This is a genomic window from Salinarimonas sp., from assembly GCF_040111675.1.
Classification (GTDB): Bacteria; Pseudomonadota; Alphaproteobacteria; order Rhizobiales; family Beijerinckiaceae; genus Salinarimonas.
In genome coordinates this window covers 20,904-42,092 of sequence record NZ_CP157794.1, presented here as the reverse complement: position 1 = coordinate 42,092, position 21,189 = coordinate 20,904, and the positions used below count along the sequence as shown (strand labels likewise).

Sequence of the window (21,189 nt, the reverse complement as noted above, 5' to 3'; positions counted from 1 at the left end):
GCCCCGGCCTCAGCTCAGCACGCGCCGGGCCTCACGCACCATCTGCGCCGCATAGCCCCATTCGTTGTCGTACCAGGCCATCACCTTGACGAGGTCGCCGTCGACCACCTGCGTCATGGACGGATCGAAGATCGAGGCGGCGGGGTCCCGGATGACGTCGGAGGAGACGATCGGCGCCGTGGCGACGACGAGGACGCCCTCGTAGCGGGCGCTCTTCGCCTCCTCGACGAAGACGTCGTTGATCTCCTCGACGGAGGTCGCGCGCTCGGTGACGAAGGTGAGGTCGGCGATGGAGCCCACCGGCACCGGCGCGCGGATGGCGACGCCGTCGAAGCGGCCCTGGTATTCCGGCAGCACCTTCGTCGTCGCGGTGGCGGCGCCCGTCGAGGTCGGCACCAGGTTCGCCGCCGCCGCGCGCCCGCGGCGCCATTTCGAGGCGGGAGCGTCGACGATCTCCTGCGAGGACGTGTAGGCGTGCACCGTCGTCATCGCCGCCTTGCGCACGCCGATGCGCCGGCCCATCACCTCGAAGACCGGGGTGATGCAGTTCGTCGTGCAGCTCGCGCAGGAGAACAGCGTCGCATCGCCGGCCTCGTTCACGCCGTGCACGACGAGGGGGACGTCGCCGCCCTTCGGCGGGGCGGAGAGCAGCACCTTTCGCGCGCCGGCGTCGAGATGGCCGCGCATCTGCTCCTCCCTGCGGAAGATGCCGGTGCATTCGAAGACGAGATCGACGCCCATCTCGCCCCAGGGCAGCGTCGCCGGATCCTTCTGCGAGAGCACGCGGATGCGCCGCCCGCCGACCTCGAGCGCGTCCTCGCCCGCCGTCGCCGCCTGGGCGGGGCGGCCGTAGACCGTGTCGTGGTTGAGCAGGTAGGCGAGGTTGTCGGCGGGGGCGATGTCGTTGACGGCGACCAGGTCGAGCCCGGGCGTGTCCTGGACGATCTTGAGCGTCGCCCGGCCGATGCGACCGAGCCCGTTGATCGCGACGTTCGGCATCGATCTTCCCTTCCGGCGCTGGAGACGCACGGTCAACCACGCCCCGCCGGGCGCGGTTCCGGGAAGAAGAGTGGCTCAGGCCTCGAGGTCAGCCCTTGATCGGCTCGACCGAGATCGCCTTCTTCCAGAAGCTCCACATCAGGTAGAGGCCGGCGAGGCTGAACAGGGCCATCAGCACGTAAGAGATGGTCTCCCCGAGCTCGAACAGGCCGGCGATGGCCCATCCGGCGGCGAGCGCCACGCCGAACACCTCCGCGCCGACGAGGATCATCACCGAAACGACGGTCACGAGATTGCGGGTGTTGGTCTTCGTGCTCTTGCCGGCCAAGGCGGGGCCCTCCTGCGAACGACACGGACGTAATCCACGCCGGGGGCCGGGCGCAAGAGGAATGCGGACGCGGCCGGGGCGCGCGGCCTTGACAGACGGGCCCCGCGGCGCGCCCATCGGCGGATGACGACGAACGATTCCGATCCCGACGCCCCACCGCCCGGCGCCCTCGTGGCGCCCGCGGCCGCGCGCAATCGCGACCCGATCCTCGACGTGCTGCGGCGCGTGCTCCCCGAGCGCGGCGTCGTGCTGGAGATCGCCAGCGGCACCGGCGAGCACGCGATCCACATGGCCCGCGCCCTGCCGGGCCTGATCTGGCGCCCCAGCGACCCGAGCGAGGAGGCCCGCGCCAGCATCGCCGCCTGGCGCGCCCATGCGGCGCTGGCGAATCTCGAGGCGCCGATCGCGCTCGACGCCGCCGCGCCGGCCTGGCCGGTGGAGCGCGCCGACGCGATCGTCTCGATCAACATGATCCACATCGCGCCCTGGGAGGCCGGGCTCGGCCTGATGGCGGGCGCCGGACGGCTTCTGCCGCCGGGCGGGCCGCTCGTTCTCTACGGGCCGTTCAACCTCGACGGCCGCTTCACCGCGCCCTCGAACGCCGAGTTCGACGCCTCGCTGAGGGCGCGGGACCCGCGCTGGGGCATCCGCGACGTCGCCGACGTGGCGCGGGCCGCGTCGGGGCAGGGCCTGGCGCTCGAGCAGCGGGTCGAGATGCCGGCCAACAACATGATGCTCGTCTTCCGCCGGGCGTGAGCTCAATCGCTCTGCGTCGGGAGCGGATTCTGCTCGTTCGCGGGCGAGTTCACCGCCGGCGTCCCGGTCTGCCCCTCCAGGTCCGGCGTCGTTTCCCAGGCCCAGAAGACGTATCCCAGGAACGCGATCGTCGCGAGCGCCAAGGAGATGACGAGAATCGCGAGGACGGGCCGGCCGCGCCAGCCTTGGCGGGCGCGCACGTCTTCGACTTTTCGGTCCATGCTGGAAATCCCTTCCGTCTCAGGACCCTCGCTCGCCGACGCGGGGTCGCGCGGGGATGCGAGGGCCTCGACGGGAAAACGCGTCGAGAGCCTAGCCGTTCCGCTCCGGACGGCTCTGCGGACGGTGCGGCGCCGGCCTCAGGCGGCCGCTTCCTCGCCCGCGCGCAGGATCTCCTCGACGAGCTCCTGGACCGCGAGCGCCTCGCGCAGGCTGGCGAGATCCTGCGGCGCGCCGCGGGTCATGGCGGCGACCTTGCCGAGCTGGCGGGCGAGGGTGATCGGGCGCGCCTCCTCCTGCGGGAGGGCGCCCTCGGCCTCGGTCCAGACGCCGTCGACCAGGCGCTCCGCGACCGACCAGTCGCGCAGCCGGATCGCGCCGTTCGCGCCGTGGAGCGTGAAGGCGTTCGTGTCCGCCTTGTCGGTCTCGCCGACGAGGCCGCGCACGCGCACCGGAACGCCGCCCGCGGTCAGCTCCGCCGCGACGGCGCGCTCCGAGGCGCCATCGACGGGGTAGCGCACGCTCGCGGGACCGAGCGTCGCGGGGCCGACGAGACGCCCGGCCAGGAAGAGGAAATGCGACAGGACCTCGCGGGTGAAGCCGCCCTGAAGCCGCCGGTCGAGCCAGGCGGCGGCGTCCTCCTGCCAGGGCCGCGGCCAGGCCGCGAAGGAGACCTCGATGTCCGCCTCCTGCAACGGACCCAGCGTGCCGTCCGCCATCCAGGCCTCGAGCTGGTCCACGGCGAGGGAGGAGGCGAAGGGGAAGTTCACCGCGGCCCTCATGCCCGCCGCCTCGGCGTCGCGCACGAAGGCCCGCGCCTGCTCGACGTCGACGGCGAGCGGCTTCTCGCAGAACAGGGCCTTGCCGGCCCCGAGCGCCGCCCGGGCGTGGTCGAGATGCGCGGCGGGGGGCGAGGCGACGTAGACGCACGCGCAGCCCTCGATCAGCGGCGCGACGCCCTCGAAGCGGGCGATCTCCGGAAACGCCTCGGCCAGCCGCTTCATCGCGGCCGGCGACGGATCCCAGACGCCGCAGACGCGTACGGACCCGGCCCCGGGCCCGAGTGCGGCGCGCAGCAGGCGCTCGCCCATGATTCCGTAGCCGATGATGCCGATCCCGATGCCGTTGCTGCGATCCATGGTCGTTCCGGAGAAGATGATGGGAAGACTGCTTGCCATGACGCTCCCGTTTCGCCAAGTGGCGAAAAATCGACAGCCTCTTGCAGCGGGGCGACGGCATGATGCCGCGACCACGCCGCTGGACACGGGCGCGCGGGAATCGGATGCTTCCCCTTCGGGTGGAGAACGTCCGGCGCCTGCGCGGGACGCGAGAAGAACGAGACGGATATGCGCGAAATCGCACCGACGGACACCGCGCCGAGGAAGAAGCGGGGGAACGGACCGCGCTTTCGCCCCCGCGGCCGCCCGCTCGACGAGGCCGCCCTCGCCGAGGTCCGCAGCCTGCTCGGCGCCATGGAGCGCCGGCGCGACCTCCTGATCGAGGCTCTGCATCGGCTCCAGGACGGCGTCGGCCACCTCGCCGCGCGGCACCTCAAGGCGCTCGCCGAGGAGTTCCGCGTTCCCGAGGCCGAGGTCTACGAGGTCGCGAGCTTCTATCATCATTTCGACATCGTGAAGGAGGGCGAGGCCGCCCCCGCGCCGCTGACGATCCGCGTCTGCGACGGCGTCGCCTGCATGATGGCGGGCGCCGAGCGGCTGCAGGCGGCGCTCGAGGCGGGCGCCGACCCGGCCGAGATCCGCGTTCTCGCCGCCCCCTGCATCGGGCGCTGCGCCGGCGCCCCGGCGGTTCACGTCGGGACGCGCGCCGTCGAGCGCGCGACGCCGGAGGCGGTGCTCGCCGCGGCGCGGACCGGGGACACGGTCGAGCCGGTACCGGCGCAGGCGCTGTCGCTCGACCGCTATCGGGAGGAGGGCGGCTATCGCCTCCTCGACGAATGCCTCTCGGGCGCGCGCGACGCCGAGAGCCTGGTGGCGACCCTCTCCGACGCGGGGCTGCGCGGGCTCGGCGGCGCCGGCTTCCCGGCCGGGCGCAAATGGGCGATCGTGCGCGGCTTCCCCGGCCCGCGGCTGATGACGGTGAACGCCGACGAGGGCGAGCCCGGCACCTTCAAGGACCGCTACCACCTCGAGCGCGATCCGCATCGCTTCCTCGAGGGCGCGCTCGTCGCCGCCTGGGCGGTGGAGGCGGAGCGGCTCTATATCTATCTGCGCGACGAGTACGCCGGGGTGCGCGCCCTGCTCGAGCGCGAGATCGCCGCGATCAAGGCCGCGGGCCTCGACCGGCATGCGCCGATCGAGCTGAGGCGCGGGGCCGGCGCCTATATCTGCGGCGAGGAGAGCGCCATGCTCGAATCGATCGAAGGCAAGCGCGGCCTGCCCCGCCACCGCCCGCCCTACATCGCCGAACGCGGCCTGTTCGGCCGCCCGACGCTCAACCACAACGTCGAGACCCTGTTCTGGGTGCGCGACATCGTCGAGAAGGGGCCCGGCTGGTTCGCCGGGCTGGGCGCGCGCGGCCACAAGGGTTTGCGCTCGTTCTCGGTGTCGGGTCGCGTCAAGCGGCCCGGCGTGAAGCTCGCGCCGGCGGGAATCACCTGCCGGGAGCTGATCGAGACGCATTGCGGGGGCATGCAGGACGGTCACGCGCTCTACGGCTACCTGCCGGGCGGGGCCTCCGGCGGCATCCTGCCGGCGCGCATGGCGGACCTGCCGCTCGATTTCGGCATGCTGGAGCCGCACAAGGCCTTCGTCGGCTCCCATGCGGTGGTCGTGTTGTCCGACCGGGACGACGTGCGCGCGGTCGCGCTCAACCTGATCCGCTTCTTCCGCCACGAATCGTGCGGCCAGTGCACGCCCTGCCGGAACGGGACGCAGAAGGCGGAGGCCCTCCTCGCCGACGGCCGCTGGGACCTCCACCTCCTGGGCGATCTCGAGCAGGTCATGCGCGACGCCTCGATCTGCGGGCTCGGCCAGGCGGCGGCGAACCCGATCGCGAGCGTGCTGAACTATTTTCCCGTGGAGACCGCCCGATGACCATCCGCTTCACGCTCGACGGACGCGCGGTCGAGGCGCGGGACGGGGAGACGATCTGGGAGGTCGCCCGCCGCGAAGGCACGACGATCCCGCATCTGTGCCATCGCCCCGAGCCGGGCTACCGCCCGGACGGCAATTGCCGCGCCTGCATGGTCGAGATCGAGGGCGAGCGCGTGCTCGCCGCATCCTGCATCCGCCCGGCCGCCGAGGGCATGATCGTCAAGAGCGCCTCCGAGCGTGCGACGACGGCGCGCCGGCTGGTGATGGAGCTCCTCGTCGCCGACCAGCCGCCGCAGGACATGGCGCACGACGCGGCCTCCCCGCTCTGGCGCTTCGCCGAGGCGCAGGGCGTGACCCTGTCGCGCTTCCCCGGACGTGATCATCCGCCGGGGCCCGATCTCTCGCACCCCGCCATGGCGGTGAATCTCGACGCGTGCATCTCCTGCACGCTGTGCGCCCGCGCCTGCCGCGAGGTGCAGGTCAACGACGTGATCGGCATGGCCTATCGCGGCGACCACCACGTCCCGGTCTTCGACCTCGCCGACCCGATGGGCGTCTCGACCTGCGTCGCCTGCGGCGAATGCGTCCAGGCCTGCCCGACGGGCGCGCTGATGCCCGCCTCGATCGTCGACCGGGAGACGCAGGTGGGGACCCGCGGCGCGGACGAGACGGTGAACTCGGTGTGCCCCTATTGCGGGGTCGGCTGCCAGATCTCCTTCAAGATCCGCGACGGCGCCATCGCCTATGTCGAGGGCCGCGACGGGCCGGCGAACGAGAACCGGCTTTGCGTCAAGGGCCGCTTCGGCTTCGACTACGTGGCGAGCCCCGAGCGCCTCACCGTGCCGCTGATCCGCAAGGCGGGCGCGCCCAAGGGCCTGAACGTCGACCCGGCGAACCCCTGGACGCATTTCCGCGAGGCCAGCTGGGAGGAGGCGCTCGACGCCGCCGCCGGCGGCCTCGCCCGCATCCGCGACGCGCATGGCGGCAAGGCCATCGCCGGCTTCGGCTCGGCCAAGGGCTCGAACGAGGAGGCCTACCTCGTCCAGAAGCTCGTGCGCCAGGCCTTCGGCCACAACAACGTCGACCATTGCACGCGGCTGTGCCACGCCTCCTCCGTCGCCGCGCTGATGGAGGGCATCGGCTCGGGCGCCGTCACCGCGCCCTTCACCGACGCGGCGATCGCCGACGTGATCGTCGTCATCGGCGCGAACCCCACCGAGAACCACCCCGTCGCCGCGACCTACTTCAAGCAGGCGGTGAAGCGCGGCGCGAAGCTCGTGGTGATGGACCCGCGCGGCAGCACCCTGATGACGAAGCACGCGACGCATCGGCTGCGCTTCCGTCCCGGCTCCGACGTCGCGCTCCTCAACGCGATGATGCACGTCATCGTGGCGGAGGATCTCGTCGACCGCGAGTACGTCGCCACCCACACCGAGGGCTACGAGCGCCTCGCCGAGCATCTCGCCGCCTACACGCCGGAGGCGATGGAAGAGCGCTGCGGCGTCGACGCGGGCACGATCCGCGAGGTGGCCCGGCTCTACGCCACGGCGGAGCGCTCCATCGTGTTCTGGGGCATGGGCGTCTCGCAGCACACCCACGGCACCGACAACGCGCGCTGCCTGATCTCGCTCGCGCTGATGACGGGCCAGGTCGGCCGGCCGGGCACGGGGCTCCATCCGCTGCGCGGGCAGAACAACGTCCAGGGCGCCTCCGACGCGGGCCTGATCCCGATGGTGCTGCCGGACTACGCCAAGGTGACCGACCCCGCGATCCGCGAGCGCTTCGAGGCGGCCTGGGGCTTCCCGGTCTCGGCCGAGCCGGGGCTGACCGTCACCGAGATCATGGACGCGATCCACGACGGGGCGATCCGCGCGCTCTACGTCATGGGCGAGAACCCGGCCATGTCGGACCCCGACGTGGCGCATGCCCGCGACGCGCTGGCGCGGCTCGACCACTGCGTGGTCCAGGACATCTTCCTCACCGAGACGGCGATGTACGCCGACGTGGTGCTCCCGGCCTCCGCCTGGCCGGAGAAGACGGGCACCGTCACGAACTCCAACCGCCAGGTCCAGATGGGCCGCCCGGCGCTCGCGCCCCCCGGGCAGGCGCGCGAGGATTTCGCCATCCTCCTCGATCTCGGAACGCGGCTCGGGCTGCCGTGGGACTACGCGCATCCGCGCGACGTGTTCGCCGAGATGGCGCGGGTGATGCCGTCTCTCGCCAACATCACCTGGGAGCGGCTCGAGCGCGAGGACGTCGTCACCTATCCCTGCCCGGCGCCGGACCATCCCGGCGAGGCCAACGTCTTCGGCGACGCCTTCCCGCGTGCCGGCGGCAAGGCGCTCTTCGTCCCGGCGGGCCTGCGCGCGCCGGACGAGACGCCGGATACCGAGTTCCCGCTCGTCCTCACCACGGGGCGGCAGCTGGAGCACTGGCACACCGGCGCCATGACGCGGCGCGCCGGCATTCTCGACGCGCTCGAGCCGGCGCCCACCGCGAGCCTCAACCCGCGCACGCTCGCCGCCATGGGGCTCGCCGCCGGCGAGACGATCCGGGTCGAGACCCGCCGCGGCGCCATCGCGCTCACCGCGCGGGCGGACGCGGCGCTGCAGGAGGACATGGTCTTCGTGCCCTTCGCCTATGTCGAGGCGGCGGCCAACCTCCTCACCAACCCGGCGATCGACCCCGACGGCAAGATCCCCGAGTTCAAGTACTGCGCGGCGCGGGTCTCGCGCGCCTGAGCCGCGCGCGTCTCGCCTCTCGACAAAGCCCGCGGTTTCGGCTATGGGCGCGGGCCAACTCAAAACAGGACGCCGAAATCCCGCGACGGTCGGCACACCGGCCGCGCAACGGCAGGAGCATTGTCATGAACATCATCCAGCAGATCGAGCAGGAGCAGATCGCCAAGCTCGGCAAGACCATCCCCGACTTCGAGCCGGGCGATACCGTGATCGTGAACGTGCGCGTGCGCGAAGGCGACCGCACCCGCGTGCAGGCCTACGAGGGCGTGTGCATCGCCCGCAACGGCGGCGGCATCCAGGAGAGCTTCACGGTCCGCAAGATCTCCTACGGCGAGGGCGTCGAGCGTGTCTTCCCGGTCTACTCGCCGATGGTCGAGTCGATCGAGGTCGTCCGTCGCGGCAAGGTCCGTCGCGCCAAGCTGTACTACCTGCGCGATCGCCGCGGCAAGTCGGCCCGTATCGCGGAGCGCACCGATCGCCGCGCCCAGCGCCAGCGCGAGGTCGAGAACCAGGCCCGCGCCGAGAAGAACGCCGCCGAGAAGGCCGCGAAGGAAGCCGCCAAGCAGGCGGCCGCCGAGACCGCCGCCGAGTGAGCCCTTCCCGCCGGCAGGCGTGAGGTTGTTGCGCAGCGCGGCCCGCCAAAGGCCGCGCTGTTTCGCATTTCGGGCGCGAGAGAGCGCCCTGCCGCGACGGATCCGCGCCTTGCGCGGCGCGCGCGCATCGCTAAGTTCGGGCCACAGGCACCTGAAGAGGTCGAGACGATGACGAAGCCCCGCACGATGTACGACAAGATCTGGGACGATCACGTGGTCGACACCCAGCCGGACGGGACCTGCCTCCTCTACATCGACCGCCATCTCGTCCACGAGGTGACCTCGCCCCAGGCCTTCGAGGGCCTGCGCGTCTCCGGCCGCACGGTGCGCCAGCCGACGCGCACCCTCGCCGTCGTCGACCACAACGTGCCGACCACCGACCGCTCGCACGGCATCGAGGATCCCGAGAGCGCGACCCAGGTGGAGGCGCTCGCCAAGAACGCGGCGGAGTTCGGCGTCGAGTACTACGACGAGCTCGACCGGCGTCAGGGCATCGTCCACGTGGTCGGGCCGGAGCAGGGCTTCACCCTGCCGGGCACGACGATCGTGTGCGGCGACAGCCACACCTCGACCCACGGCGCCTTCGGGGCGCTCGCCCACGGCATCGGCACGTCCGAGGTCGAGCACGTGCTCGCGACACAGACGCTGATCCAGAAGAAGGCCAAGAACATGCGCGTGCGCGTGGAGGGGGATCTCCCCGCCGGCGTCACCGCGAAGGACATCATCCTCGCCATCATCGGCGAGATCGGCACGGCCGGCGGCACCGGGTCCGTCATCGAGTACGCCGGCTCGGCCATCCGCCAGCTCTCGATGGAAGGCCGCATGACGGTCTGCAACATGTCGATCGAGGGCGGCGCCCGCGCCGGGCTGATCGCGCCCGACGAGAAGACCTACGCCTACCTGAAGGACCGCCCGAAGGCGCCCAAGGGCGAGGCCTGGGATCGGGCGGTGGCCTATTGGGAGAGCCTCAAGACCGACGAGGGCGCCCATTTCGACCGCGAGGTCGTGCTCGACGCGGCGAACCTGCCGCCCATCGTCTCCTGGGGCACCTCCCCGGAGGACGTCGTCTCGGTCACCGGCGTGGTGCCGAACCCGGACGACATCGAGGACCCCAACAAGCGCGCCTCCAAGTGGCGGGCGCTGCAGTACATGGGCCTCACGCCCGGCATGAAGATGACCGACATCACGCTCGATCGCGTCTTCATCGGCTCGTGCACCAACGGCCGCATCGAGGACCTGCGCGCGGTGGCGAAGGTGGTCGAGGGCAAGCGCGTGGCCGAGGGCGTGAACGCGCTGATCGTCCCGGGCTCGGGCCTCGTGAAGATGCAGGCCGAGGCCGAGGGCCTGCACGAGATCTTCCTCGCCGCCGGCTTCGAGTGGCGCGAGCCGGGCTGCTCGATGTGCCTCGCCATGAACGCCGACCGCCTGTCGCCCGAGGAGCGCTGCGCCTCGACCTCGAACCGCAATTTCGAGGGTCGCCAGGGCTTCAAGGGCCGCACCCACCTCGTCTCCCCGGCGATGGCCGCGGCCGCCGCGATCGCAGGGCGGTTCGTCGACGTGCGGGAGATGGCCGGGATGGAGACGGCGGCGCAGTGAGGCTCGGGTCCCTGTGCAGCCGTCGCAGGCGGCTATGGGCGCGCGTCGGGGTCGCCCGCCGCGCCAGCGAGGGGGTGGATCGCCCATACCTCGCCGAGGGGGTGAGACGGATAGACGATATCGACCCTCGGCCGGGGGGAGCCGGCCTCCCACTCGGTCGCTCGTCCGTCGGCGTCTTTCCGTCGCGCCTTCTCGAACAGGTCTCGATAGCGCCGAGGCGAGATGCCTGAGAATGGTACGAAGCAGACACGGCCCGACGTCGTCTCGACCTCGATCTCGATCTCGTCGCCGTGGAGCTGCTCGGCGCGGCTCTTCGGGTACGGCTCCATATAGACGACTCGCATGATGCCGGACGCGAGGATGTGCTTCGTGCAATTGTGACAGGGGAAAGTCGTACAGTATAGGACGGCTCCCTTCACAGGGCGTCCGAGTCGCGCCGCATCGCAGATCGCACCCATCTCGGCGTGGACGATGCGCCCGAACTCGGTCAAGTCCATCAAGCTCGAGCCACGCAGCGGCCCTCTGCTTTCCAGGAGCTTCTCCGCGAGTTCTGTCGCCGTCGCCGTATCGCTCAGGATGCGGCCCTCGACCAAGCGCTCCACGAGGTCTCTCACGATCTCGCGCTTGATCGCGTCGTTCGGGTCGAATCCTCGTCTGATATCCCGGTAATCCGGATGCTCGCCGGCCCAGTAGGTGCCGCCGCCGACCTTGGGGACCTCGTTGCATCCCTGGGAGACGATTTCTCCGGCCTCGGAGAAGATCGCGGCCCCGACCTGCCGAGAAAGATCGGCGGATCGGAGCGACGCGGTCTTGGCCGCGTACATACCGTACTCCGCCTTCGTCGGGGACACGTCGTTCCTGCCGAAGAGCGCCGCGACGAAGCGGTGCATGTCAGCGGTCAGGCGAGCCTTGCTGGAGGCGTCGACGAACACGTCCGCAAGGTGGAACGTGTCTCTGAGCTGCTGCCCATATCCGAAGTCTTCGCCCTCGTCCCGCTCGATCAGTTGCAACGCCAAGTTCAGCACGTGAGAGCTCTTGCATCTGGGTCCCTCATCCCGCCGAATGCGTTGCTTGAGCTGCTCAACCCTTTCCTTTCGGGGAGCATGCGCGGAAACGAGAAAGAAGAGTTTTCCGTAGACCTTGCGGAGGAGCTTGACCTCCTCGGGATGCTTCAGCTGCCGGACGACGAAGGCGCGCCGCGACGAGACGAGGGCGGCGTCGCCGGTCAGCTCTCGCCTCCGCTCCCGCAGCTCGACGATGGCGAGCCGCGCGAGAACCGCAGAATCGGAATTGGCGCGCCGGAGCGCGTTGGCGGAGTCCATCTTCCACATGAAGTCGTGGAAGCAGGACGCAGGCTTCCGAGCCGGGAGATCCGTGTCGGCGGCGCCCTTCTCGAACAGTGACGTGAGCCGTATGACGGACGACTTGTACTCGACCTCGTTCAACGCCTTTACGAGCGTCGTCGTGAGAGCGTCCATGTCGACGCCGATCGGGCCGGCGAGACCGAACACGAGCTCGGGGAATTCGATCGCATCGAGGCGCATTGCAAACTCTTGCCGTGGAAACCGAATATTGCGTCGATTTTACCCTATACACACGAATCGCGCCGAGGCTAGTGTGATCTCGGGAGCGGACTGTTGGAGGGAGCGATGGCCGACGCACAGAAGCGAAGCGCCTGGGATTTGCGGGCGTACAAAGGCGAGTTCGAGCACCTTGCACAGCGGATCGGCGTTCGCTTCGTAGCGGATGAAACGAAGCTCGCTCGCTTCGACGAGACGGTCTCCCCGGCGCGGAGAGCCGAGAGGATTGCGGCGGCGGAAGCGCGGAAGCGCTGACGATGCCCACCGATCCCCCGAAGCGCCCCCACCCCGACGACGACGCTCGCGCGCGCGAATCCCGCCGCGTACTCGACCGCGTCGACCGCGAGACGGAGACCGTCGGCCGCTCGGCGGGGGCGAAGATGGGCCGGCGCATGGCGGATCATTTCGCCGGGCGCGACGCCGAGGGCGCGGGGCCGCACGGCGAGACCGACCCGATGGAGGTCTGGGGCAAGCGCATCGGGCGGGCGCTCGCCGTGCCGTTCTTCGTCTTCCTCCTGGTCTGGCTCGGCTTCACCCTGAACTGGTGGTGAGATGACGCATCCCGGCGACGAGCTCCTGGCGCTGAAGGCGCCTTCGCTCGAGGCGTTCGAGCGCCTGGCGGAGGAGGCCTTCGCCCGGCTGCCGCGGGAATTCCGCGAGCTCGCGGCCGCCGTGATCGTGCGCGTCGACGATTGGCCCGACGAGGAGACGCTGCGGGAGCTCGAGGCCGAGAGCGACTACGACCTGCTGGGCCTGTTCCGCGGGATCGGCCTCGCGGAGGCGGGCGAGGTCGCCTCGGGGCAGTTCCCCAACATGGTCTGGCTCTACCGCCGGCCGATCCTCGACTATTGGGCCGAGCACGACGAGACGCTCGGCGCCATCGTGGCGCACGTTCTGATCCACGAGATCGGCCATCATTTCGGCCTCTCCGACGAAGACATGGAGGCGCTCGAGGCGCAGGTGACGTGAACGGCGGACGTCGCTTCGCGCCGCGTTGTTGCGCCTCGGCCCTTGCGCGGCGGGCGCACTTCCGGTTGATGGGAGGCCCAGGTCCCCACGAGATCCCGCCGCGTTCGATGTTCCGCTCCGCCCGCCTTCTGCGCCTCGCCGCGCCCCTCGCCGCGACGCTCGCCCTCGCCGCGCCCGCCGCCGCCACCAGCGTCGAGGGGCTCGCCGTGACGATCGAGAACCGCACCACGCCGGCTTTGTGCATCGGGCGCGACAACGTCGCGCTGACGCTGTCCTCGCCGCAGACGCGCCGCTTCGCCCTCACCGCCGCGCACCCGTCCTACCTGCCGATGCTCGGCGCCGCGGACGCCCCGGCGGCGGACCTGATCGCCTGCGACGGCGCGCCGGCCGCCGAGACGCCGGCCCAGGCGCCCTCGCGCACGACCCTGTACGAGGACCTCTCGGTCCAGCTCGTCGGCACGCGCCGGCCGGGCCTGTTCTCGGGCAATGCGGTCCCGGTGCGCGTCGGGGACCGCGAGGCGGCGGGCGTCGACACGCTGGAGCTCTGGGCGATCCGAGACGGCCGGGCCGAGCGCGTGGTCGTGATCGAGCCGGCCTCCGGCGTGTGGCGTCTGCGCCCGCTCGCGCCGGAGGGGCGCGGCGCCACCGCCTTCGGCGCCGGCGTGGTGGTCGGGCCGATCGAGGGCGAGACGCCGCGCACGGCGATCGAGAGCATCGTCTTCGCGCCGCGCACGCAGACCTTCCAGCTCGCCTTCGTCGGCGGCGGCGGCGCGGCGATCCGGCTCGCGACCCTCGACCGCGAGCGGATCGCGCTCGAGGTCGTGTTCGATCGGCCCGTCGCGGACCGGCCCTTCGCGGCCGTGCGCGGCGACTTCGTCACCCGTTTCGCGGCCGATCTCGCCGAGATCGCCGTGCGCGAGGCCGACGCGCCGGGCTGGCGCGAGGCGCCGATCACGGCCTTCGAGAGCGCCACCGCCACCGATCTCTGGGCCGGGCGCACCACCCCCTCGCGGCACGCGACGAGCGCGCCGGACCTCGTGCTCGACCGGTTCGAGCCGCTCTGACGGAGAGAGACATGCGCGTCGCCGGGCTCTATCGCTACCCCGTGAAGGGGCTTTCGCCGGAGCCGATGGCGCGCGTGGCGCTGGAGGCCGGCGCCTACGTGCCCGGCGATCGCCTCTTCGCCATCGAGAACGGCCCGTCGGGCTTCGATCCGGCCGCGCCGACGCATCAGCCCAAGATCAAGTACCTGATGCTGATGCGGCACGAGGCGCTGGCGCGGCTCGCGACGCGTTACGACGGCGCGACGGGCGTCCTCGTGATCGCGGAAGGCGCGGTGGAGCGGGCGCGGGGCGACCTCGCCACCGACGAGGGACGGGCGGCGATCGAGGCCTTCTTCGCCGCCTATCTCGGGGACGCCCTGCGCGGCGCTCCGAGGATCCTCGCGGCGCCGCCCACCTACCGCTTCACCGACTCGCGCCGCGGCTTCGTCTCCATCGTCAACCGCGCCACGATCGCGGCGCTGGAGGAGCGCATCGGGGCGCCGGTCGATCAGATGCGCTTTCGCGCCAACGTGCTGATCGAGGATATCGAGCCGTGGGCCGAGCACGATCTCGTCGGGCGCACGCTCGACGGCCCGTCGGGGCTGCGCCTGCGGGTGACGGCGCGGATCGATCGCTGCGCGGCGACGAACGTCGACCCCGTGACCGGCATCCGCGACCTGCAGATCCCGAAGGTGCTGATGCGGACCTACGGCCACGTCGATTGCGGCGTCTATGCCGAGGTGGTCGACAGCGGCGCGCTCGCCGTGGGCGAGCGGCTGTCGGTCGGGGAGGCGCGGGAGGCGGCGGGGCTGCCGTTCTGAGGCGGCCTCACCCGAGCCCCTCCACGAACTTCCTGTCGATCCGGTCCTTCAGCCACCACACCGCCCGGCCCTCCCAGGCGAGCCAGCGTCCGCGGGCGGCGATGGCGCGGCCGTCGGCGGTGGACATCAGGACGAGCCAATCCTCCTGCGGCTGGAACGGCGCGAGCGGTTCGCCGCGTGCGAGCCGACGCAGGTTCTCCGCCAGGGCCGGCCCCTGGCGCACGGCGAAGACGCCGGCCTTCGGCCGCGGATCGGTGACCGAGGTCGCGCAGTCGCCCGCGCCGAAGATCGCGTCGTCGCCGACCGCCTGCAGCGTCGGGCGCACGGCGAGGAAGCCGCGCGGATCGGTGGCGAGACCCGAGCGGGCGATCAGCGGCGGCGCGCCCGCGCCGACGGCGACGAGGGTCGCGTCGGAGGCGATCTCCCGGCCGCTCGCGAGCGTCACCCGATCCGGCGCGACGGCCGCCGCCCGGTCGTTCTCGACCAACGCGATGCCCGCCGCCTTCAGGCGGGATCGGGCGATCCGGCGCGCGCCGTCGTTCAGATCCGGCAGGAGCGCGTGCGCGGTGACGAGGCTGAAGCGGAAGCCGGCGCCTTGCGCCTCCCGCCGCAGGCGATGCGCGAGCGCGAAGGCGAGGCACAGCCCGGCCGCCCCGCCGCCCACGACGACGAGGTCGCGCGGCCCGTCGGGCGCGCGCGCCGCCGCGATCAGCCGGTCCGTCTTGGCCAGCAGGTCGCCGATGGGCTTCACCGCGATGGCGTGCTCGGCCGCGCCGGCGATGGCGGAGAGGTCCGGCGTGACGCCGATGTCGAGGGAGAGCGCGTCGTAGGGGATCGCCGCGCCGCCGCGCGTGTGGAGCACCCGCCCCTGCGCGTCGATCCGCTCGGCCGAATCGGGCACGAAAGCTCCGCCGGCCTCTTCGGCGAGGCGTCTCACGTCGATATGCATGGCCGCGCGGTCATAGAGCCCGGCGATATGGCCGGGCAGCATGCCGGAATAGGGCGAGTGGTCCGTGGGCGAGACCAGCGTCACGTCGAGCTCGGGCTCGCGGCGCGCGCGCAGCGCGTCGAGCACCAGCGCGTGGGTGTGCCCTCCTCCGACCAGGACCAGACGCAGCGGCATGATCGCCCTTTCCCTTTCTCGTTCCTCTGCGGCGACGCATACGACGCGCACAGTGTTGCATCCTCGCACGCATCAGCGCTCTCCGCTTCTGGTAAGGTCACCCGTCCGATACGGCGCGCCCGCGCGGCGGACGTGTGTGAGATCTAGACCGGACCGACGATCGCGGCCATGGCGCGCCCCCGTTCTCCCCACCGAGATCCCGCCGCGGAAGCGGCGGCCCTGCTGCGTCGCCTCGGCTTCGCGATCCTGATGATCGCGCTGCCGATGGTGGCGCTCGTCGCCCGCCGCGGGGTGGTGATTCTCGCGCCGATCGGCATCGCGCTGCTCGCCATCGCGGCCGTCGTGGACGGCGAGCATCGGCGGCTCTCGACGAGCCTGAGCAGCCTCCTCGGCCGTGTGGCGGGCGTCGCCGTCCTGGTCGCGCTCGGCTGGGCCATGCTCTCGCTCGCCTGGGCGCCGTTCACGGGGCCTGCGACGGAGCGCCTCGGCAATCTCGCCGCGACGCTCGCGCTGGGGCTCGTCGGCTATCTCGCCCTGCCGGAACGGATGCGTTCCGCGAACCTCTACCCGCTCGCCATCGGCGTGGGCGCGGCGGCGCTCCTCGCCGTCGGCCTGCTCCTCTTCGAGGCTCGCCCGACCTGGGACGAGGCGACGATCACGCTCGACCGCGGCGTCGTGGCGCTTGCGCTGCTGATCTGGCCGGCCGCCGCCTGGATGCACTCCCGCGGGCGCGACATGCAGAGCGTGGCCCTCGTGCTCGCGGTGGCGATCGCGACGGGGCTCGCCCCGAGCGCGCTGTCCTTCGCCGGCTTCGCCGCCGGCGCCCTCGCTTATCTCGTGGCCGCCTCGCGCATGCGGCTCGCGACGACGCTCGTCGCGGCGATCGGCGCCGGCCTGATCCTGCTGGCGCCCGCCCTCGCCTTCCTGCTCGCGCCGCTCGACGGCCTCGCGCCGGCCTCGCTCGTCGGCCGATACGAGACATGGCGGGCGATGATCCTCGCCGATCCGCTGCGGCTCCTCACCGGGTGGGGCTTCGAGACGGCTTTGCGCGGCCGCGGCGGCCTCGTTCCGGTCGACGCGCCGAGAACGCCGCTGTTCGAGATCTGGCTCGACCTCGGCCTCGTCGGGGCGGCCGCGATCGCCGCCGCCTTCTGGAGCGCCGCCCACGGCGTCGCCCGCATCCACGCCGCCGTCGCGCCGGGCGCGCTCGCGGCGCTGGCGGCCGGCTTCGGGGTCGTGGTCGTCGGGGCGAGCTATACGGAAATGTGGTTCGTCACCAGCGCCGTCGTCGCGGCCCTGCTGTTCGCCGCCGTGGAACGCGGCCAGTTCAGGACACAGCGCCCCAAGGCGATCCTGCCTGCGCTGCTGCGGCGGGGAAGCAGGCAAGCGGAACGAGGATGACGAGGCCAGCGCTCGGGAGGCGCCTCAGTCGACGAGATCGCCGAAAACGCCGATAGCGGGGTTCGCGAAGGGACCTTGCCCGGCCTTGTAAGCCCGCTGTCCGCATCCCGCATCGGCGCACCGGACCGCGTAGACGTTCTCACGTCTATCGATCACCTGCACGCCGAACCGGTCGTCCAAACGGGACGGGTCGAGGGATAGCGCCCTGGCGGCCTCTGCAATCGTAGGCCTGCCATGCGGCCACGACAGTGTCATTATGACGTCATCCATAATTGGATAATCCTCATAAGCGGTGATCGGACGCCCACCGCAGGGAGCAGGTTACAGCACATTCCCTGCGGAGTCGAATTGCGATGTATCGACAATCCCGTACCCGAAGTCGGCGTTCCACCGGCTCGGCAAAGGATTGCTTGCGGTGTCCCGCAGATATTGAGCGATACGGGCCGGCGTGCGGCGCGGATTGCTGGACTGGTAGGGGAAGGACGAGCGCAACGCCGCGACGACTCCAGAGGCGACGGGGCATGCTGTCGATGTGCCGAGATCCGGCCTGCCGGCCCCGAGAGCCTCGGACCCGAGGAAGTGCGTGTACGCAGCGAGATCCGGCTTGTCGTACTGGAGCGCGCCCGGGCCGCGCGTCGAGTAGCCGACAGCAGCGCCCCTGAGGTCGACGCCGCCGACACAAAGCACTTCAGGGTGCGAATTCGCGCCGGAGATGCGGCGGTCTGCCACGTCGCCGGGTATCGGCTGGCATCTCCTGTCCGGACAAGCCGGACCGCAGTTCCCCGCCGCGAACACGATATCGGCCCCGGCGCTGGCGAGGGAGGAGACCAGTCGGTTGAACGGATGCATCGGATTGTCGAAATAGCGGCCAGGGTTTCCTGGAGGAAAGTCCCAGGTCGGGTGATACATCCCCCAGCTGTTGCTGATCACCAGGGAGTGGAATCCCCTCGCATCCGCCTGCGTTTCCATCATCTGCAGCAGCTTGTTGTAGGCGATGATCACATCGCTCAATATGCCCTTGATCAGCGGCGTCGTCGCCGGCTGATGCAGGAGAACGGGAAAGTCGATCAGCAAGGCTTCGGGCGCCGCGAGCAGGACGCTGTGTGCACACATCGTTCCGTGCCCCACGCGAGCCTGCCCCGGCGAGACGGTCGGCTCCGCGCTCCAGCTGCCCGCGGCGTCGAAGTGAGGAGCGTGTCCACGCTGCCGAAGATATGCCACGTTGAAGCCGGTGTCGACGATCGCAACAGCGACGCCGCGACCCGTCATCTCCCGCCTCTCCAGTTCCGCAGCGCCCAGCTCGCGCCGGACGTCGTCGTGCGTGCCGACAGGAGGTGTGTGAATGCACGTCGTCAGCGTGGTATCGACACCCGCGTCCGCGAAGACGCGGTTCTGGCCGGTGGCATCCTGAACCCTTTTGACGACCCGGTCGAGATCGGCTTCGTCGATCACGCCGCGAATGACGAAAGCATCGGCTCCGACGCTCTCGAAGGGCGGAGCCATCGTCGCGACGCCCGCGAAAGACAACGTTTGGCTCGCGCTTCGCGCAAGATCGCGACGGGCGCGTAGGACGGGTCTCGATGGAGTTCCGGCGGAAGATCCGGGAGGCGAGCGGAACTCGCGCCAACGGCGGGTGCAGCGAGCGCGACGCTCGCTGCCGTCGACGCCCTGACGACGGCCTCCGAATCCTCCAGCTCGTACAGGACCCGCACGAACCCCATCCGCTCGCCCCCACGACAAGCCGTGGCCAGCCGGGCGCCGCGACTGCGCCGTCCGACTTGGTCCACCATTGGGGATTGAAGCTAAAGAAGGATTGATGCGACTTCAAGACCCGGCGCACGACAGCCTACGACAAAGTGTTGCCGCGCCCGCGCTCGCTCAAGCCGCGTCCTTCACCCCGAGCCGGCCCTCGTGCACCGCATGGCAGGCGACGCCGCCCTCGAGCGGCGGGCGCTCCGTGCGGCAGCGCTCGTTGGCGAAGGGGCAGCGGGGGTTGAAGGTGCAGCCGGTGGGCGGGTTGATCGGGTTCGGGATCTCGCCCGCCACCGGCGTGCGCTCGCGTCCGGACATGGCGAGGTCCGGCACCGCGTCGAGCAGCATGCGCGTGTAGGGGTGCTTCGGGTTCTGGAACATCTCCCGCCCGCCCGAGATCTCGACGATGCGGCCGAGATACATCACGCCGATCTTCGTCGCCATGTGGCGCACGACGGCGAGGTTGTGGGAGATGAACAGGTAGGTGAGCCCGAACTTGTCCTGCAGATCCCGCATCAGGTTGAGGATCTGCGCCTGGACCGAGACGTCGAGCGCCGAGGTCGGCTCGTCGCAGACGAGGAACTCCGCGTTCGACGCCAGCGCCCGGGCGATGGCCACGCGCTGGCGCTGGCCGCCGGAGAATTCGTGCGGATACTTGGCGCCGTCGTCCGGATGCAGGCCGACCAGGGTCAGCAGCTCGCCGACGCGGGCGCGGATGTCCGCCTCGCCCTCGATCAGCTTGAAGGCCCGGATCGGCTCGGCGACGATGCGCTCGACGCGCCAGCGCGGGTTGAGCGAGGCGTAGGGGTCCTGGAACACCATCTGGATGCGCCGGCGCAGCTGCTGGCGCTCGGCTGCGGCCCTCGGATCGCTCATCGAGATGCCGGCGATGGTCACCTCGCCGGCCGACGGCGGCAGAAGGCCCACCACCATGCGCGCCACGGTGGACTTGCCCGAGCCGGATTCGCCGACGAGCGCGAAGGTCTCGCCCTTGGGGATGTCGAAGGAGACGCCGTCGACGGCCTTGAGATACTGCTTCTCGCCGCCCTCGATCACCCGGTTGAGCCAGGGCTTCGAGACGTCGAAGCGTCGCTTGAGGTCCGTCACGCGGACGTAGGGAGCCGTCGTCGTCACGCCGTGGCCTCCGTCTCGGAAGGGGTGGTGGGCTCGGCCGCGCGCAAGGTCGCGCCTTCGCCGACATAATGCGCGCCCGAGGCCGCGTCGTAGAGGTGGCAGGCGACCCTGTGGCCTCGCCGCTCCAGCGGCTCGGGCCGGTCGACCGTGCAGCGGTCGAAGCGGTAGGCGCAACGCGGGTTGAACGGGCAGCCCGGCGGGATGCGGTTGAGCCGCGGCATCGAGCCGGGGATCTGCACGAGCCGCGGATCCTCGCCGGCCAGCGTCGGGATCGCGCCCATCAGGCCCTTGGCGTAGGGGTGGAGCGGGTTCTGCACCACGTCGCGCACCGGGCCGATCTCGGCGATGCGCCCGGCATACATCACCGCGACGCGGTCCGCCGTCTCGGCGATGACGCCCATGTCGTGGGTGACGAGCATGATCGCGGTGCCGTGCTCGCGCCCGAGCCGCTTGAGCAGCGCGATGATCTGCGCCTGGACCGAGACGTCGAGCGCCGTCGTCGGCTCGTCGGCGATGATCAGCTCCGGCTCGGCGCACAGAGCGAGCGCGATGACGACACGCTGGCGCATGCCGCCGGAGAACTCGTGCGGGTAGGAATCGATCCGCTTCTCGGGCGCGGGGATGCCGACCTCGGTCAGGAGGTCGATGGCGCGCTGGCGGGCCTGCGCCGGGGAGAGGTCGGTGTGGGTGGTGATCGTCTCGATCAGCTGCTCGGAGATCTTGTAGAGCGGGTTGAGCGAGGTCAGCGGATCCTGGAAGATCATGCCGATGCGCTTGCCGCGCACCTTGCGCATCTCCTCCGGCGGCAGGTTGTCCACCCGCTGGCCGGACAGCAGGATCTCGCCCCCGGCGATGCGCCCGGGCGGATCGATCAGGCCGATCACGGCCGAGCCCGTGACCGACTTGCCGGCGCCGCTCTCGCCCACGACGCCGAGGACCTCGCCCTTGCCGATGTCGAAGGAGACGCCGTCGATGGCTTTCAGCACGCCGCGGCGGGTGTGGAACTCGACCCGGAGGTCTCGGACGGAGAGGACGGGGTCGCTCATCGGTTCGGGCCTCGGTAGGGATGTTTCATCGTTCT

At 71.0% G+C, this 21,189-nt stretch carries 20 protein-coding genes; 11 read left to right on the top strand and 9 right to left on the bottom strand.

The features are described 5' to 3' along the window. Positions 1-9 precede the first annotated feature (9 nt). On the bottom strand, positions 10-999 hold the full coding sequence (locus ABL310_RS00200) for a glyceraldehyde 3-phosphate dehydrogenase NAD-binding domain-containing protein (RefSeq protein WP_349369712.1): 990 nt from the start codon (positions 997-999) through the stop codon (positions 10-12). An 88-nt stretch (positions 1,000-1,087) separates the two neighbouring features. Then, a complete protein-coding gene (locus tag ABL310_RS00195; RefSeq protein WP_374730356.1) occupies positions 1,088-1,327 on the bottom strand; it encodes a hypothetical protein in 240 nt (79 codons plus the stop codon). 123 nt (positions 1,328-1,450) lie between these two features. Here ABL310_RS00195 and ABL310_RS00190 point away from each other — a divergent pair, with 123 nt between their 5' ends. Then, positions 1,451-2,083: a DUF938 domain-containing protein gene (locus tag ABL310_RS00190; protein ID WP_349369711.1), complete on the top strand. Its 633-nt coding sequence runs from the start codon at positions 1,451-1,453 to the stop codon at positions 2,081-2,083. A 2-nt stretch (positions 2,084-2,085) separates the two neighbouring features. On the opposite strand, the gene ABL310_RS00185 is transcribed toward ABL310_RS00190, so the two are convergent. Both ABL310_RS00185 and ABL310_RS00180 read right to left on the bottom strand, forming a co-directional pair. Continuing rightward, positions 2,086-2,304: a hypothetical protein gene (locus tag ABL310_RS00185; RefSeq protein WP_349369710.1), complete on the bottom strand. Its 219-nt coding sequence runs from the start codon at positions 2,302-2,304 to the stop codon at positions 2,086-2,088. 138 nt (positions 2,305-2,442) lie between these two features. Further along, positions 2,443-3,441 (bottom strand): Gfo/Idh/MocA family oxidoreductase, encoded by a 999-nt coding sequence (locus ABL310_RS00180; RefSeq protein ID WP_349369709.1) that lies wholly within the window; start codon positions 3,439-3,441, stop codon positions 2,443-2,445. 207 nt (positions 3,442-3,648) lie between these two features. Between ABL310_RS00180 and ABL310_RS00175 the strand changes: the two genes are divergently transcribed. The 4 genes from ABL310_RS00175 to leuC all read left to right on the top strand — a co-directional run bounded on the left by ABL310_RS00175 (position 3,649) and on the right by leuC (position 10,285). Then, positions 3,649-5,355, top strand: a complete 1,707-nt coding sequence (locus ABL310_RS00175; RefSeq protein ID WP_374730355.1) for an NAD(P)H-dependent oxidoreductase subunit E — start codon at positions 3,649-3,651, stop codon at positions 5,353-5,355. Beyond that, positions 5,352-8,096, top strand: a complete 2,745-nt coding sequence (gene fdhF, locus ABL310_RS00170) for a formate dehydrogenase subunit alpha (protein ID WP_349369708.1) — start codon at positions 5,352-5,354, stop codon at positions 8,094-8,096. Before ABL310_RS00175 ends, fdhF begins: the two co-directional genes overlap by 4 nt. 125 nt (positions 8,097-8,221) lie before the next feature. After that, the gene (gene rplS / locus ABL310_RS00165; RefSeq protein WP_349369707.1) at positions 8,222-8,689 is read left to right on the top strand and encodes a 50S ribosomal protein L19; all 468 of its coding nucleotides are present in this window, start codon (positions 8,222-8,224) and stop codon (positions 8,687-8,689) included. Positions 8,690-8,857: 168 nt separating this feature from the next. Continuing rightward, complete coding sequence (leuC, locus tag ABL310_RS00160; protein ID WP_349369706.1) at positions 8,858-10,285, top strand: 3-isopropylmalate dehydratase large subunit; 1,428 nt, start codon at positions 8,858-8,860, stop codon at positions 10,283-10,285. Between the two features lie 32 nt (positions 10,286-10,317). On the opposite strand, the gene ABL310_RS00155 is transcribed toward leuC, so the two are convergent. Further along, positions 10,318-11,829 carry an anti-phage dCTP deaminase gene (locus tag ABL310_RS00155; RefSeq protein ID WP_349369705.1) on the bottom strand — a complete coding sequence of 504 codons (1,512 nt, stop codon included), beginning with the start codon at positions 11,827-11,829 and terminating at the stop codon, positions 10,318-10,320. Positions 11,830-11,934: 105 nt separating this feature from the next. On the opposite strand from ABL310_RS00155, the gene ABL310_RS00150 reads away from it, so the two are divergent. The 5 genes from ABL310_RS00150 to ABL310_RS00130 all read left to right on the top strand — a co-directional run bounded on the left by ABL310_RS00150 (position 11,935) and on the right by ABL310_RS00130 (position 14,698). Beyond that, entirely contained in the window at positions 11,935-12,120 is a 186-nt protein-coding gene (locus ABL310_RS00150; RefSeq protein ID WP_349369704.1) for a hypothetical protein, read from the top strand. Between the two features lie 2 nt (positions 12,121-12,122). Then, on the top strand, positions 12,123-12,416 hold the full coding sequence (locus tag ABL310_RS00145) for a hypothetical protein (protein WP_349369703.1): 294 nt from the start codon (positions 12,123-12,125) through the stop codon (positions 12,414-12,416). A gap of 1 nt (position 12,417) precedes the next feature. Beyond that, positions 12,418-12,834: a metallopeptidase family protein gene (locus ABL310_RS00140; RefSeq protein WP_349369702.1), complete on the top strand. Its 417-nt coding sequence runs from the start codon at positions 12,418-12,420 to the stop codon at positions 12,832-12,834. Between the two features lie 107 nt (positions 12,835-12,941). Continuing rightward, a complete protein-coding gene (locus tag ABL310_RS00135) occupies positions 12,942-13,898 on the top strand; it encodes a hypothetical protein (RefSeq protein WP_349369701.1) in 957 nt (318 codons plus the stop codon). Between the two features lie 11 nt (positions 13,899-13,909). Then, positions 13,910-14,698, top strand: coding sequence for an MOSC domain-containing protein (locus ABL310_RS00130; protein ID WP_349369700.1), 789 nt, complete (start codon positions 13,910-13,912; stop codon positions 14,696-14,698). A gap of 7 nt (positions 14,699-14,705) precedes the next feature. On the opposite strand, the gene ABL310_RS00125 is transcribed toward ABL310_RS00130, so the two are convergent. Then, a complete protein-coding gene (locus tag ABL310_RS00125) occupies positions 14,706-15,821 on the bottom strand; it encodes an FAD-dependent oxidoreductase (RefSeq protein WP_349369699.1) in 1,116 nt (371 codons plus the stop codon). A gap of 168 nt (positions 15,822-15,989) precedes the next feature. On the opposite strand from ABL310_RS00125, the gene ABL310_RS00120 reads away from it, so the two are divergent. Next, positions 15,990-17,222, top strand: coding sequence for a peptide ABC transporter permease (locus ABL310_RS00120; RefSeq protein WP_349369698.1), 1,233 nt, complete (start codon positions 15,990-15,992; stop codon positions 17,220-17,222). Positions 17,223-17,543: 321 nt separating this feature from the next. On the opposite strand, the gene ABL310_RS00115 is transcribed toward ABL310_RS00120, so the two are convergent. The 3 genes from ABL310_RS00115 to ABL310_RS00105 all read right to left on the bottom strand — a co-directional run bounded on the left by ABL310_RS00115 (position 17,544) and on the right by ABL310_RS00105 (position 21,154). Continuing rightward, complete coding sequence (locus tag ABL310_RS00115) at positions 17,544-18,749, bottom strand: S8 family serine peptidase (RefSeq protein ID WP_349369697.1); 1,206 nt, start codon at positions 18,747-18,749, stop codon at positions 17,544-17,546. Between the two features lie 351 nt (positions 18,750-19,100). Beyond that, on the bottom strand, positions 19,101-20,108 hold the full coding sequence (locus ABL310_RS00110; protein WP_349369696.1) for an oligopeptide/dipeptide ABC transporter ATP-binding protein: 1,008 nt from the start codon (positions 20,106-20,108) through the stop codon (positions 19,101-19,103). Then, positions 20,105-21,154 carry an ABC transporter ATP-binding protein gene (locus tag ABL310_RS00105; RefSeq protein ID WP_374730354.1) on the bottom strand — a complete coding sequence of 350 codons (1,050 nt, stop codon included), beginning with the start codon at positions 21,152-21,154 and terminating at the stop codon, positions 20,105-20,107. Before ABL310_RS00105 ends, ABL310_RS00110 begins: the two co-directional genes overlap by 4 nt. Between the last annotated feature and the right edge of the window lie 35 nt (positions 21,155-21,189).

What these genes read in the sequence shown, in the direction of transcription:
- ABL310_RS00155 (WP_349369705.1), bottom strand. Translation starts at nt 11,829, where the DNA reads ATGCGCCTCGATGCGATCGAATTCCCCGAGCTCGTGTTCGGTCTCGCC.
- ABL310_RS00185 (WP_349369710.1), bottom strand. Translation starts at nt 2,304, where the DNA reads ATGGACCGAAAAGTCGAAGACGTGCGCGCCCGCCAAGGCTGGCGCGGC.
- ABL310_RS00130 (WP_349369700.1), top strand. Translation starts at nt 13,910, where the DNA reads ATGCGCGTCGCCGGGCTCTATCGCTACCCCGTGAAGGGGCTTTCGCCG.
- ABL310_RS00190 (WP_349369711.1), top strand. Translation starts at nt 1,451, where the DNA reads ATGACGACGAACGATTCCGATCCCGACGCCCCACCGCCCGGCGCCCTC.
- ABL310_RS00140 (WP_349369702.1), top strand. Translation starts at nt 12,418, where the DNA reads ATGACGCATCCCGGCGACGAGCTCCTGGCGCTGAAGGCGCCTTCGCTC.
- ABL310_RS00180 (WP_349369709.1), bottom strand. Translation starts at nt 3,441, where the DNA reads ATGGATCGCAGCAACGGCATCGGGATCGGCATCATCGGCTACGGAATC.
- ABL310_RS00135 (WP_349369701.1), top strand. Translation starts at nt 12,942, where the DNA reads ATGTTCCGCTCCGCCCGCCTTCTGCGCCTCGCCGCGCCCCTCGCCGCG.
- leuC (WP_349369706.1), top strand. Translation starts at nt 8,858, where the DNA reads ATGACGAAGCCCCGCACGATGTACGACAAGATCTGGGACGATCACGTG.
- ABL310_RS00125 (WP_349369699.1), bottom strand. Translation starts at nt 15,821, where the DNA reads ATGCCGCTGCGTCTGGTCCTGGTCGGAGGAGGGCACACCCACGCGCTG.
- ABL310_RS00200 (WP_349369712.1), bottom strand. Translation starts at nt 999, where the DNA reads ATGCCGAACGTCGCGATCAACGGGCTCGGTCGCATCGGCCGGGCGACG.
- ABL310_RS00175 (WP_374730355.1), top strand. Translation starts at nt 3,649, where the DNA reads ATGCGCGAAATCGCACCGACGGACACCGCGCCGAGGAAGAAGCGGGGG.
- ABL310_RS00120 (WP_349369698.1), top strand. Translation starts at nt 15,990, where the DNA reads ATGGCGCGCCCCCGTTCTCCCCACCGAGATCCCGCCGCGGAAGCGGCG.
- ABL310_RS00145 (WP_349369703.1), top strand. Translation starts at nt 12,123, where the DNA reads ATGCCCACCGATCCCCCGAAGCGCCCCCACCCCGACGACGACGCTCGC.
- fdhF (WP_349369708.1), top strand. Translation starts at nt 5,352, where the DNA reads ATGACCATCCGCTTCACGCTCGACGGACGCGCGGTCGAGGCGCGGGAC.
- ABL310_RS00105 (WP_374730354.1), bottom strand. Translation starts at nt 21,154, where the DNA reads ATGAGCGACCCCGTCCTCTCCGTCCGAGACCTCCGGGTCGAGTTCCAC.
- rplS (WP_349369707.1), top strand. Translation starts at nt 8,222, where the DNA reads ATGAACATCATCCAGCAGATCGAGCAGGAGCAGATCGCCAAGCTCGGC.
- ABL310_RS00150 (WP_349369704.1), top strand. Translation starts at nt 11,935, where the DNA reads ATGGCCGACGCACAGAAGCGAAGCGCCTGGGATTTGCGGGCGTACAAA.